16 protein-coding genes are annotated in these 12,221 nt (G+C 70.8%); 9 read left to right on the forward strand and 7 right to left on the reverse strand.

The annotated features are described in order from the left end of the window. Positions 1–4: 4 nt before the first annotated feature. The 4 genes from EFK50_RS09055 to EFK50_RS09070 all read left to right on the forward strand — a co-directional run bounded on the left by EFK50_RS09055 (position 5) and on the right by EFK50_RS09070 (position 3,002). Positions 5–985 carry an LLM class flavin-dependent oxidoreductase gene (locus tag EFK50_RS09055; RefSeq protein ID WP_183407746.1) on the forward strand — a complete coding sequence of 327 codons (981 nt, stop codon included), beginning with the start codon at positions 5–7 and terminating at the stop codon, positions 983–985. Next, positions 982–1,302: a VOC family protein gene (locus tag EFK50_RS09060; RefSeq protein ID WP_123227263.1), complete on the forward strand. Its 321-nt coding sequence runs from the start codon at positions 982–984 to the stop codon at positions 1,300–1,302. Before EFK50_RS09055 ends, EFK50_RS09060 begins: the two co-directional genes overlap by 4 nt. Next, a complete protein-coding gene (locus tag EFK50_RS09065; protein ID WP_123227264.1) occupies positions 1,299–2,099 on the forward strand; it encodes an enoyl-CoA hydratase/isomerase family protein in 801 nt (266 codons plus the stop codon). Before EFK50_RS09060 ends, EFK50_RS09065 begins: the two co-directional genes overlap by 4 nt. A 135-nt stretch (positions 2,100–2,234) precedes the next feature. After that, the gene (locus EFK50_RS09070) at positions 2,235–3,002 is read left to right on the forward strand and encodes an SDR family NAD(P)-dependent oxidoreductase (RefSeq protein ID WP_123227265.1); all 768 of its coding nucleotides are present in this window, start codon (positions 2,235–2,237) and stop codon (positions 3,000–3,002) included. Between the two features lies 1 nt (position 3,003). On the opposite strand, the gene EFK50_RS09075 is transcribed toward EFK50_RS09070, so the two are convergent. The 6 genes from EFK50_RS09075 to EFK50_RS09100 all read right to left on the reverse strand — a co-directional run bounded on the left by EFK50_RS09075 (position 3,004) and on the right by EFK50_RS09100 (position 7,388). Beyond that, positions 3,004–3,636: a hypothetical protein gene (locus EFK50_RS09075; RefSeq protein WP_123227266.1), complete on the reverse strand. Its 633-nt coding sequence runs from the start codon at positions 3,634–3,636 to the stop codon at positions 3,004–3,006. Beyond that, positions 3,633–4,178 carry an RNA polymerase sigma factor gene (locus EFK50_RS09080; protein ID WP_123227267.1) on the reverse strand — a complete coding sequence of 182 codons (546 nt, stop codon included), beginning with the start codon at positions 4,176–4,178 and terminating at the stop codon, positions 3,633–3,635. The genes EFK50_RS09075 and EFK50_RS09080 overlap by 4 nt, the downstream gene beginning before the upstream one ends. Positions 4,179–4,250: 72 nt before the next feature. Then, positions 4,251–4,910 carry a DUF6518 family protein gene (locus tag EFK50_RS09085; RefSeq protein ID WP_123227268.1) on the reverse strand — a complete coding sequence of 220 codons (660 nt, stop codon included), beginning with the start codon at positions 4,908–4,910 and terminating at the stop codon, positions 4,251–4,253. Positions 4,911–4,988: 78 nt separating this feature from the next. Next, positions 4,989–6,302, reverse strand: a complete 1,314-nt coding sequence (locus EFK50_RS09090; RefSeq protein ID WP_123227269.1) for a hypothetical protein — start codon at positions 6,300–6,302, stop codon at positions 4,989–4,991. A gap of 46 nt (positions 6,303–6,348) precedes the next feature. Further along, a complete protein-coding gene (gene folE, locus EFK50_RS09095) occupies positions 6,349–6,981 on the reverse strand; it encodes a GTP cyclohydrolase I FolE (protein WP_123227270.1) in 633 nt (210 codons plus the stop codon). Further along, the gene (locus EFK50_RS09100; RefSeq protein ID WP_123227271.1) at positions 6,978–7,388 is read right to left on the reverse strand and encodes a hypothetical protein; all 411 of its coding nucleotides are present in this window, start codon (positions 7,386–7,388) and stop codon (positions 6,978–6,980) included. Before EFK50_RS09100 ends, folE begins: the two co-directional genes overlap by 4 nt. An 84-nt stretch (positions 7,389–7,472) precedes the next feature. On the opposite strand from EFK50_RS09100, the gene EFK50_RS09105 reads away from it, so the two are divergent. The 5 genes from EFK50_RS09105 (at position 7,473) to EFK50_RS09125 (ending at position 11,500) form a co-directional block, all read left to right on the forward strand. Beyond that, positions 7,473–8,162, forward strand: coding sequence for a helix-turn-helix transcriptional regulator (locus tag EFK50_RS09105; RefSeq protein WP_123227272.1), 690 nt, complete (start codon positions 7,473–7,475; stop codon positions 8,160–8,162). A gap of 125 nt (positions 8,163–8,287) precedes the next feature. Then, complete coding sequence (locus EFK50_RS09110) at positions 8,288–10,123, forward strand: phosphoenolpyruvate carboxykinase (GTP) (RefSeq protein ID WP_246004102.1); 1,836 nt, start codon at positions 8,288–8,290, stop codon at positions 10,121–10,123. Positions 10,124–10,274: 151 nt separating this feature from the next. Further along, on the forward strand, positions 10,275–10,508 hold the full coding sequence (locus EFK50_RS09115) for a ribbon-helix-helix domain-containing protein (RefSeq protein WP_123227273.1): 234 nt from the start codon (positions 10,275–10,277) through the stop codon (positions 10,506–10,508). Next, entirely contained in the window at positions 10,508–10,822 is a 315-nt protein-coding gene (locus tag EFK50_RS09120) for a type II toxin-antitoxin system PemK/MazF family toxin (protein ID WP_123227274.1), read from the forward strand. The genes EFK50_RS09115 and EFK50_RS09120 overlap by 1 nt, the downstream gene beginning before the upstream one ends. Before the next feature lie 54 nt (positions 10,823–10,876). Then, positions 10,877–11,500: a maleylpyruvate isomerase family mycothiol-dependent enzyme gene (locus EFK50_RS09125; RefSeq protein WP_123227275.1), complete on the forward strand. Its 624-nt coding sequence runs from the start codon at positions 10,877–10,879 to the stop codon at positions 11,498–11,500. A 54-nt stretch (positions 11,501–11,554) separates the two neighbouring features. Here EFK50_RS09125 and EFK50_RS09130 read toward each other — a convergent pair whose 3' ends face one another. Continuing rightward, positions 11,555–12,202, reverse strand: coding sequence for a TetR/AcrR family transcriptional regulator C-terminal domain-containing protein (locus tag EFK50_RS09130; RefSeq protein ID WP_123227276.1), 648 nt, complete (start codon positions 12,200–12,202; stop codon positions 11,555–11,557). Between the last annotated feature and the right edge of the window lie 19 nt (positions 12,203–12,221).

Below are 12,221 nucleotides of genomic sequence, written 5' to 3' on the forward strand. Positions count from 1 at the left end.
GGCGGTGAAGTTCGGGATCCTGCTCGATCACCAGTACGACCCGGGCACCGACATCGGTGCCCGGACCGGCGAGCTGGTCGAGTACGTCCAGCACATCCGCGACCTGGGCTACGACTCGCTCTTCGGCATCCACCACTACCTGTCGTCGTTGAGCACCCACCAGCCGCTGCCGCTGCTGTCCCGGTTGATCGACCACTCCGGGTCGATGGAGCTGGGCACCGGGATCCTGATCCTCCCGCTCGGGCACCCGGTGCACTGGGCCGAGGAGATCGCCACCATCGACCAGATGTCCGGAGGGCGCTTCGTCCTCGGCATCGGGTCGGGCTACCGCGAGGACGAGTTCGCCTCCTTCGGGGTGGAGCGCCGTACCCGGGTCTCCCGGATGAACGAGTCGCTCGACGTGATGCGGCAGCTCTGGTCCGGCGAGAAGGTCACCCACCACGGCCAGCACTTCGACCTCGACGGCGTCCGTTGCAGCGTGCTGCCGGCCCAGGACGAGATCCCGGTCTGGGTGGGCGCGAACGGCCCGATCGGGATCGAGCGGATCGCCAAGCAGGGGCTGCCCTGGCTGGCGCCGTCCAACGTGCGCCGCAACTGGGCCGTCGGGAACCTGAAGGACTACCGCGAGCACCGGGCGGCGGCCGGCTTCGACGACACCGGAGCCACCTTCCCGATCCACCGGGACCTCTGCGTCGCCGACTCGTCGGAGGAGGCCTTCGCGATCGCCGGCACCGCCGTCCAGCGCTCCTACGGCGAGTACGTCCAGTACGGGATGGACTACTTCGACTCCCAGTGGGAGGGCATCAAGGAGAAGGCGCTGTTCTTCGGCTCGCCCGACGACATCGCCGCCAAGGTGCAGGACTTCGCCGACGCCGGCTTCAACCACTTCGTCTTCCGCTCGCAGTGGCTGGGGATGCCGATCGAGCAGTCGATGAAGATCGTGGAGCGGTTCGCCCGCGAGGTCATGCCGAGGTTCCGCTCATGAAGATCGGGCACGTGATCGTCCCCGCCGACGACCTCGGCGCGCAGCTCGCGTTCTACGAGGGTCTCGGGCTGACCACCAGGTTCCGGGACGGGGACCGGTACGCGGCCGTCACCGACGGCGCCGTCACCCTCGGGCTGGCCGACGAGTCCCAGCAGCCGGTCGCCGGCCGGGTCCTGGTCAGCGTCGAGGTCGACGACCTGGACGCGGTCCTGGAGGGCTACCCCGGCACGGAGGTGGTGGTCGGGCCGCACGAGCGCCGGGCCACGATCACCGACCCGAGCGGCAACCCGGTCGTGGTCTACGAGAAGCTCGCATGATCCTCACCGAGGTGAGCGAGGTGCTGCTGGAGCGCGACGGCGCGGTCGCGGTCGTCACCCTGAACCGCCCCCAAGCCGGCAACGCGCTGAGCACGGCCGCGAAGGACGCCCTGCTGGCGGCGCTCCGCGAGGTCGCCGACGACGAGTCCGTGCGCGCGGTCGTGCTGACCGGGGCCGGGTCGACGTTCAGCGTCGGCCAGGACCTGCGCGAGCTCGACCAGGCGCTGAAGGAGGATCCGGCCTCCGCCGGTGAGACCGTCGAGCGGCACTACAACCCGATCACGCTGCTGCTGGCGACGATGCCGAAGCCGGTGGTGGCCGCGGTCAACGGCACCTGCGTCGGAGCCGGTCTCGGCTTCGTGCTCGCCTGCGACCTCCAGGTCTGGGCGACCGGTACGACGCTCTCCACCGCGTTCACCGGCGTCGGCCTGACCTGCGACTCCGGGCTCTCCGCCTCGCTGAGCCGGTCCGTCGGCCACGCCCGGGCCTCCGAGCTGGTGCTGCTCGCCGAGCCGTTCTCGGTGGAGCACGGCATCGGCTGGGGTCTGGCCGGGGACGTGGTCGCACCCGACCAGGTCGCCGGGCACGCGCGCGAGCTGGCCCACCGGCTGGCGGCCGGGCCGACCCGGGCGATCGCCGCCTCGAAGCGCCTACTCGCCACGTCGCCCACCCAGCCGCTCGCGGTTGCTCTCCAGGCCGAGGCGGACGAGCAGGTGGTGCTCGGCCGCACCGGCGACCACGCCGCCGCCGTCGACGCCTTCCTGGCCCGGAAGACCCCGGTCTTCACCGGAGCCTGACACCCCCCACCCCCGGCACGGAGCGACGTGCGCGGGTATCCCCGAACCGCTGGTCCCGTCAGCATCTCCCCGTTGCACTGGTTCTCCCCACGTGCCGGCGGGACCGGCGTCCCACCCGAAGAAGGAGCACGAATCATGGAGCTCGCCCGCACTGCCGCGATCGTCACCGGAGGGGCCTCCGGGCTCGGTGCCGAGACGGCTGCCGCGCTCGCCCGCCAGGGTGCCCGCGTCTACGCGTTCGACCTGAAGGACTCGATCGACGCCGTCCGCGGGACCACCGCGCCGGCCGGGGTCGAGTACGTCGAGGTCGACGTCACCGATGCGGAGTCGGTGCGCGCCGGGATCGCCGGGGTCGCGGCCGGCCCGGAGCCGCTGCGCGTGGTCGTCAACTGCGCCGGGATCGCGCCGTCCGAGCGGGTGCTGAGTCGGCGCGGGGTGCACAACCTGGATACGTACGCGAAGGTCGTCGGGGTCAACCTGATCGGCACCTTCAACGTGATGGCCCTGGCGGCCGAGCAGATCGCCGCGACCACGCCGGACGCGCAAGGACAGCGCGGCGTCGTGGTGAACACCGCCTCCGTCGCCGCGTACGACGGCCAGATCGGCCAGGCCGCCTACGCGTCCTCGAAGGGCGGCGTCGTCGGCCTGACCCTCCCGGCCGCCCGCGACCTGGCGCAGCACGGGATCCGGGTGATGACGATCGCGCCGGGGATCATGCTGACCCCGATGATGGAGACCGTCTCCGAGGAGTTCCGTGCCGGCCTCGCCGCCGGGGTGCCGTTCCCGAGCCGGCTCGGCGACCCGGGCGAGTACGCCAAGCTGGTGCTCTCGATCGTCGACAACGACTACCTCAACGGCGAGGTGATCCGGATCGACGGGGCGCTGCGGATGGCGCCGCGCTGACCTACTTGGCGAACGCCTCGTCGTACAGGATCCGCAGGTCGTCGGTGGCGAGCCCGCTGAGGCCGCAGATCGAGACCTCGCCCCGGGTCGCGCCGACCAGGTAGACCTTGCCGACCTGGAAGTCGACCGGCATCTCGCTCATCGTCTGGTCCGGCTCGGCCACCTCGACGAGGTCGGTCGCGGGGCCTTGGAAGAACTGCAGGGCGGTGAGGGTGACGACGCCGTCGGCGATCTCGGTGACCTCGCCCTCGAACGCGATCTCCTGGGCGGCGATGCTCGACGCCTCCGGTGCCATGCACTTCGCGGAGACCGGGGGACCGGCGGTGAGCTTGGTGACGGTGAGGTCGACCCCGGGGCCCGGGGACTTGGCCGGGTCGTCGTCGTCCGCGAGGCTGATGCCGACCCCCACGGCGAGGGCGAGCACCGCCGCGGCCGCGCCGCCGAGGAGGGCGAGGCGGCGTACGTTCCGGGCCGGGTCGGTCCCGTTGGCGGGCTCGTGCGTGGACTGGCTCATGGTGTCCTCCAGGATCTGCGCCAACGCGTCCGCGTCGGCGGGGGCGAGGGAGCGGGCAGGGTCGAGGGCGTGCAGCTGGCGGCGGGTCTCGTCGTCCGCGTCGAAGCCATCGTCGGTCATGTCCGGTCTCCTTCCGTCACCTGGTCATGTCCGGGACCGGGTCGGTCCTTTCGGAACTCGGCCTTGAAGCTCTCCCGGGCCCGGTGCAGCCGGATGCCGGCCGCGTTGGGGGTGATCCCGAGGACCTCGGCGATCTCGGAGGGTGACAGCTCCTCCCAGGCCCAGAGCCGGAGCAGCTCGGCCTCGGTGGGACGGACCCGCTCCAGGGCGCGCCGGACCCGTTCGTCCGCCTCGGGGTCCTCCGGTGCGATCTCGCGGGGCGGGTCGACGGCGGTGATCCGGGCCGCGACCCGCTGCTGCCGGCGGGCGCCGCGCTCGGCGTTGGCCAGGCAGTTGCGGGCGACGCCGTACGCCCAGGGGAGCGGCGTCCCCGGGACGTCGTCGAACCGCCGCCACAGCACCAGGAGGACATCGCCGAGGACGTCGTCAGCGGTCGCGGCGTCGGTACGCCGGGCGAGGTAGCGCCGTACCGGTTCGACGACCTCGGCGGCCACCGACTCGAACCGCGTACGCCGCGCCCCGGCGTCCGACGTCGCATCCATAGCGATCACCCTGACCTATGTCCGTCCGGGCCGTGATCATTTCACCGGGGTCGCCGAGTACGGCGCAGGTCGTCAGTAGGCGATCCCGATCGCCGAGAACGCGGCCGCGCAGAACACCGCTGTCGGGACCGCAGCCACCGCCGCCGGAGTCAGCACCGCCGGGCGGCGAGCGCTGACCACCAGGACCAGGACGCCCAGCACCGCCATCACGATCGAGGTCTGCATCAGCTCGGTCCGGAACCGGCCGTACTGGCCGTTGAGGTTCGCCCAGGTGTGCAGCGCCTCGCCGAGCAGCACCGCCGCGCCGAAGGCCGAGCCGACCACCCGCTGCCACCACGCCGAGCCGCTGGTCCAGGCACCGGCGACGCCGAAGATCACGCCGGCGAAGACGCCGAACACCATCCAGGTCCGGGCCACCTCGGACCACAGTGCTGCGACGCCGCCCATGTCGATCAGGGCCGCGTAGCCGTAGTACGCCTCGACGGCGACCACCAGCATCACGCTGCCGGCGATCGCGGTCCGGAGCGGATCGACCCGCAGCACCGCGCCCAGCACGAACGCGCCGAGCGCCCAGACGGCGCTGGAGTTCGCGAGGTTCGCCCAGGGGAAGGGGACGTTCATCATCACCACCAGGTCGCCGACCCCCAGCACGATCCCGGAGGCGACGGCCACGGCGAGGAGCCGCAGATCGGTGAGCGAGGCACGGGGGACGGTGTCGGTGAGCGTGGTCATGCTCCCAGCCTGGTCGCGCCGGCGGGCCGCGTCCTCCCCCTCAGGTACCGCGGTGCTGGGCTCAGGTACGACGCCCGGCTACGGCGCGGGGTGGCAGCCGATCTCCTGCTCGAACGCCTTCGGGGTCGCGAAGTACCGGCCGACGGGGTAGTAGTCGCCGAGCGTCTGCCGCTCGGACCCGTACGCCGCGTCCTGGACCGCGTGGCCGAAGTCGGGGCGCGGCAGCATGTTGCGCAGGTAGGCGATCCCCTTGGGGTCGATGCCCCAGGGGAGCCAGGAGACCCCGCAGGCGGCGGTGGCGTTCCGGGGCCGGTTGGCGGCCGTCGAGATCGCGACGGTGAAGTACCCGTTCTCGTCGACCTGGACGTCCTCGTCGTTGGCGCAGCCGTAGGTCTGGGTGGTGCGGTTCGCGGTGCACAGCGACCAGTAGCGCATCTGCTCGCCCCCCGTCGTGACCGCCTGGCCGTCGTACGTGCGCGGGGTAGTGGGCATCTTGCCCTTGAGCAGGACCACCTTGCCCCACTCGGAGGAGAGGTAGGCGTAGACGTACTTGTTGTCGACGTTCTCGCCGAGCCCGGCCGGCAGCCTGCTGGTCAGGCGCGCGACCGCGGGCGTGAGGGTGCCGCTGGTGAACCCGTTCTCGGTGACGTCGGTGGCGTAGGTCTGGACGACGTTCACGTAGCGCATGAAGTGCGGCGTCCGCGGTGCCAGCAGGCCGAGCGGCGGCAGCGGCAGGGCGAGCCCGAGGCCGGCGAGCAGGTCGGTCACCGGCATCAGGTCGGGGACCGGGTCCGGGCAGGTGGGCAGCGGGATCCGGGTGCCGTTCGCCAGCACCAGGGTGATCGCCGGTGCCGCGACCGCCCCGAAAGCGCCGGCGCCGCGGTCGGGCAGGTAGATCCGGTAGGCGATCGCGATGCCGTACCGGGTGCCGTCGGCGCTGTTGTTGTAGAGCGTGTTCGGCGGCCGGTTCGTCGCCGGCGGCCGGCCGTTGACCACCCGCACCGTGTAGCTGCGCCGGGTCGCCGTCCGGTCGGTGCCGACGCGGAACGGGTTGACCGAGCCGGGATCGGGCTCGATCTCGTCGTCGCGCAGGTTGCTCGCCGTCTGCAGTCCGAGGCTGTAGGTCTGCAACGACATGTACCGGGCGTGCGGGAACTCCCCGGTCAGCTCGATCGATCCGCCGGGAGGAACCGGGATCGCCGCGCCGAGGTAGCGGGTGGCCAGGTCCGGGAACAGGATGTTCTCCCGGTCCGCGCTGGGCTCGAGGATCCACCCGCAGGACCGGTCCCGTGCGGGATCGGACGCCTGCGCCGGTGTGACCGTGAGCGCGGTGAGGACGAGGGCGAGCAGCGCGAGGACCCCGAGGAGCGCGCGGGAGGGGCGGCGGGCCATGGCCGCGACGCTAGCACGAATGAAACAAAATCGGATTATGTTTCATTCAGAGCGCGATCGGCCGGGTCAGGGCGAGGAACTCGGCCCGGGCTGCCGGGTGCTCCCGCAGGTGCCCGCGCATCGACGACGTCGTGGTCGCGGTGCCCGGCGACCGTGCGCCGCGCAGGGTCATGCAGGTGTGCTCGGCGCGCAGCACCACGCCGACCCCGCGCGGCCGCAGCTGCTCCTCGAGGAGGTCGGCGATCTGCATCGTCAGCCGTTCCTGGGTCTGCGGCCGGCGGGCGAAGTGGTCGACCGTGCGGGCGAGCTTGGAGAGTCCGACGATCCGGTCCGCCGGCAGGTAGCCGACGTGGGCGACGCCGACGAACGGCAGCAGGTGGTGCTCGCAGATCGACTGGAAGGCGATGTCGCCGACGACCACCAGCTCGTCGTACGCCTCGGTGTTGGCGAAGGTGGTGAAGTCGAACTCCGGGACGTCGAGCAGCTCGTCGTAGGCGAGCGCGAGCCGGCGCGGGGTGTCGGCGAGATCCGGTGTCGCGGGGTCGTCCGGATCGATCCCGAGCGAGCGCAGGAACTCGGCGGCGGCCGCCTCGGCGTTGTCCAGGTCGCGCCCGGGAGCGGGGTGGGTGACCCGGCTGCGACTGGCCAGCCGGGTCACCTCGTGGGCGGCGGAGCTCATCGCGGTCCGCGGTTGGTGGCGAGCCGGGCCAGTGCAAGGGCGCCGACGAGCAGGCCGAAGTCGCGCAGGGCGACGTCGTAGTAGTCACCGAGAGTGAGCAGGTCGAGGATGATGCCGGCCAGCCAGGCCGCCACCACGTAGGCGCCGAGCCGCGGGAGGATCGCGACGACGAGGCCGGCGGCGATCTCCACCACGCCGATGATCATCATCGCGTCGTGGGCGGTGCCGGGGACGAGGTCGTTGATCCAGGGGGCGAGGTAGAAGTCCCAGTCGCTGAGGACCTGGGCGAACTTGTCGATGCCGAAGAGGATCGGCGCGATCGTGAAGACGGTGCGAAGCAGCAGGAAGGCCTCGTCGGCTCCGGTACGGGCTGCTCGCGACGGGGAGGTCGCTGCGGGTGCGGTCATCAGGGGGCTCCATTCCAAAAGAGAAGTTGTTCTCCGATAGAACACCCGATGGTGTTCTATCGTCAAGTCAGATATCTTTTAGAAATGTTCGAGGAGGAGCGCGGTCTGGCCGGGATCGCGGCGCTGGCCGAGCCGATCCGCCGCGACCTCTACCGCTTCGTGGTCGAGGCCCGGGGGCCGGTCAGCCGGGAGGCGGCCGCCGACGGCGTGGGCATCCCGGCGCATACCGCGAAGTTCCACCTGGACCGCCTGGTCGACGAGGGCCTGCTCGACGTCGAGTTCATGCGGCTGTCCGGACGCACCGGACCCGGTGCCGGGCGACCGGCGAAGGTCTACCGGCGCTCCGGCGTGGAGATCTCGGTCTCGTTGCCCGAGCGGCACTACGACCTGCTGAGCCGGATCCTGGCGACCGCGGTCGCCGAGTCCGCGACCACCGGCGAGCCGGTGGTCGGCGTCGCGAGCCGGGTCGCCCGGGACGCGGGTGCGCGGTCGGGCGCCGCCGAGGCGTCCGAGGCGCCCCGGGAGCTCGACCGGCTGGCGGCTGCTCTGGTCGGCAGCGGCTACGAGCCGCGGATCGACGACGACACCCTGCTGCTGCACAACTGCCCGTTCCACCGGGTCGCGCAGGAGCAGACCGAGCTCGTCTGCGGCCTCAACCTGGAGTACGTGAGCGGCGTGGTCGAGGGTCTCGGCTGCTCGGGGGTCCGGGCCGATCTGGCTCCGGGCGAGGGCCGCTGCTGCGTGACCGCGGCGGAGAAGAACCCGTCCGATTGACCGAGCACGCATTTGGATCGTTCCGATTGCGCGTACGCCCTTCGGACACGACGATGAAGGCCGGTTGGGCCCATGTAGTCTCAGCCGCGCCTCGTTGACAACAGGAAGAAGCCATGATGTCCCCCATGGACAACGTTCTTGATGCTGCTGGACTGACCAATCCGGCGGTGCGTGACTATGTGAAGTACTGGGCCGAGCTGACCGGTGCCGAGCGCATCGAGGTCGTCTCCGCCGCCGACGACGCACGTCTGATCGCCGAGTGCCTCGAGGCCGGCGAGCTGGACCCCGCCGGTGACGGCCTGTACTACTCGCGCAGCTACCACAAGGACACCGCCCGCTCCGAGGAGCGCACCGTCGTGGCGACCAGCACGCCGACGGACAAGGGCCTGTACAACAACTGGCGCGACGCCGCCGAGATGACCGCGCTGCAGAAGGAGAACATGCGCGGGGCCTCGGCCGGCAAGACGATGTACGTGATCCCCTACCTGATGGCGCCTCCGGGCAACGCGCTGGCGCCGTGGGCGACCGGCGTCGAGCTCACCGACTGCCGCACCGTCGTGCTGCACATGATCCGGATGGCGCGGGTCGGCGTGGAGTACGTCAACGACCTGGCCGACCCGAACCAGTTCGTCCGCGCCGTGCACGTCACCGGCGACCTGGAGAACCTGGGCCAGGGCACCCCCGAGGACTCGCGCTACTTCGTCACCGTCGCCGACGAGCGGACGATCCTGCACTACGGCTCGTCGTACGGCGGCAACGCGCTGCTCGGCAAGATCGCGCACGGTCTGCGCCAGGCGGCGTACGACGGCTGGGCCTCGAAGAAGTTCCTGGCCGAGCAGTACATGCTGATCGGGATCCACGACAAGGAGACCGGGAAGGACTACCACATCTGCGGTGGCTTCCCGAGCGCCTCGGGCAAGACCAACCTCGCGATGATGCTGGCCCCGGACGTCCTGGGCGACCGCTACCACGTCTCCTTCTACGGTGACGACATCGCCTGGCTGTGGGTCGACGAGGCCTCCGGCAAGCTCTACGGGATGAACCCGGAGTACGGCGTCTTCGGTGTCGCCAAGGACACCAACGAGGGCACCAACCCGACCGCGCTGCACTCGATCGACGAGGGCAGCGGCGCGATCTTCACCAACATCGCCTACAACCCGACCACCCGCGAGGTCTGGTGGGAGGGCCGCACCCCGGAGCCGCCCGCCGACAACACCGGCTGGCTGGACTGGAAGGGCAACGCGATCTCGGAGCGGACGGCCGAGCGGGCCGACGAGCCGTGGGCGCACCCGAACAGCCGGTTCACCACCACCCTGGACAACGTCCCGAACATCGCCAGCGACTACAACGCCGCCGCCGGCGTGCCGATCGACGCGATCATCTTCGGCGGCCGCACCCGCGACCGCGAGCCGCTGATCCGGGCGATCCACGACCTGGCCGAGGGCGTGTACGACGGCCTGACCCTGGGTGCCGAGGCGACCGCCGCGGCCGAGGGCAAGGAGGGCGTGCTCCGCTACGACCCGATGTCGAACCGCCCGTTCATGGCGTACGGCGAGGGCGACTACGCGCAGCACTACCTCGATGTCGTCGGTGCCGCCAAGGACCAGCCGATCTTCGCGCACGTGAACTGGTTCCAGCGCGGCGAGGACGGCCGCTTCCTGTGGCCGGGCTACCGCGACAACCTGCGCCCGCTGCTCTGGCTGCTGCAGCTCAAGAACGGTGAGGTCAAGGGTCGCGAGACCGCGGTCGGCATCATCCCGACCGAGGACGAGCTGCACCTCGACGGCGTCGACATCACGCCCGAGGACCTCAACACGATCCTGACGATCAACGTCCCGCGCTGGAAGCAGGAGATGGCGAACCGCGAGGAGCACCTCAGCCAGTTCGAGCGCCTGCCCGAGGCGATCTGGGAGGCGCACCGCCGCGTCGCCGCGAACCTGGAGAACGAGCCCGAGGGCTGATTCTCCGCGCGCAGTCGTGAGAAGCCCCGGCCGGGTCCACCGGCCGGGGCTTCGCGCGTTTTCCGCCTGTGGATTCCCGATTGCGCACCCGGCCGAACCAGGCGAGTCTGGGGCGATGACGGTTGCATCCCAAATTGGTACCATCGCTCCCATGAGCATTCAGGTCGCGGTACGTCTGCCCGAGCACCTGGTCGCCTTCCTCGACGAACGTGTCGCCGGCGGGGAGGCGTCGCGGGCTGCGGTGGTGACGAAGGCCCTGATGAAGTACCAACGACAGCTCTCCGCCGAGCACGACGCGGAGATCTACCTGTCGACGTCCGAAGACCCGGACCTGCTGGCGCTCGCGGAGTGGAACGCGCGTCAGCCACGTCCGTGGCTCGACTGATGCGGCCCATTCAGCTCGCTCGGATGGACAAGACCCGGCCCGTCGTGGTCCTGACTCGGGAGAAGGCGCGCGGCGCGATGGCCAGCGTCACCGTCGCGTCGGTCACGTCCAGGATCCGAGGCCTCGACAGCGAGGTGCCGGTGGGACAGCGGCACGGGCTCGACACCGCGAGTGTCATCAATTGCGATGATCTCTCCACTATCCCGGTCAGCGACCTCGGCCGCGTCGTCGGCTACCTGCGCCACGACGACGAGGTCCTCCTCGCCCAAGCTCTGATCAACGCCTTCGACCTCTGCGTCGAGGAGCTGCCCTGAGAAGAGGCCGGACGGACCATGTCGTCCGCGTCCTCCGCGTGGCAGCATCAAGCCATGACCGACCTGTGGGCCGCCGTCGCGGCCGAACGCGGTGCCCTGGCCGACGACCTCGCGGGGCTCACCGACGAGCAGTGGGGCACGAGGTCGCTGTGCCAGAACTGGACGGTGGCGCAGACCCTGGCGCACATGACCGGTACCGGGTCGCTGACCCCGCTGAGCTTCTTCGGCAGCTTCGCGCGGGCCGGGTTCAACTTCAACAAGTTCGCGAACGCCCAGATCGACAAGCACCTCGGGTCGGACAACGCCGCGACCCTGGCCAACTTCCGAACGATCGAGCACTCCACGAGCGCACCGCCGGGGCCGAAGGAGTCCTGGCTCGGTGAGGCGATCGTGCATGCCGAGGACATCCGCCGGCCGCTGGGCATCAAGCACGTCTACGACGCCGGTGCCGTGGTCCAGGTCGCCGACTTCTACAAGGGCTCGAACACCCTGATCGGGACCAAGAGCCGGATCGCCGGTCTGGCGCTGCGGGCCACCGACGCCGACTGGTCGCACGGCGAGGGCGAGGAAGTCTCCGGACCGATGCTCCCGTTGCTGATGGCGATGACCGGCCGGAAGGCCGGCTGCGCCGAGCTGACTGGACCAGGAGTGGCCCTGCTGGAAAAGCGCTCGTACTGATCTCAAGATCCGGGCTACGGCACTCGACTTCGGCATCCTGCTCGACGCCACCACTCACTGAGCCAGGTGCCGCCGTTCCAACCCGTCGAGGATGAGGTCGAGCCCGATCTCGAACTCGGGGGCGAACGAGTAGCCGGGCTGGAGGGCGCGCTCGGTCGCGAAGCCGCGGAAGTACGGCAGCTCTCCCGCGGGCAGGGCGTCGAACATCGCGCCGGCCAGCTCGGCGAGATCGGCCTCGCCCTCGAACGGGAGCGCGAGCTCCTGGACCAGGAAGCCGTAGAGGTGCGCGTCGAGCAGGGCGAAGGCGCTGCCGGCGAGCTCCCAGGAGAACCCGGACTCACGGAGGCAGCCGAGCACGGCGTCGTGGTGCCGGACGGTCTCGTACCCCGCGTTGCGCCGCGAGTCCATCAGCCCGACGGCCCACGGGTGCCGGTGCAGGACGGCGCGCGCCGAGACCGACCGGGTGCGCAGCTCGGCCCGCCACGGCGCTCCGATCTCGGGGAGGTGGAACGCGGCGAAGACCTCGTCGACCATCCCGTCGAGCATCGCGTCCTTGTTGGCGACGTGGTGGTAGAGCGACATCGCCTCGACCCCGAGAGCGCGGGCGACGGCGCGCATCGAGAGCGCCGGGAGCCCGTCGGCATCGGCGAGCTCCATCGCCGCCCGTAGCACGGCGGCCCGGGTCAGCGGCGTCCGCGGCATCGCACCTCCTGGTTGACCA

Origin of the sequence: Nocardioides marmoriginsengisoli, assembly GCF_003725695.1 — a bacterium.
Classification (GTDB): Bacteria; Actinomycetota; Actinomycetes; order Propionibacteriales; family Nocardioidaceae; genus Marmoricola; species Marmoricola marmoriginsengisoli.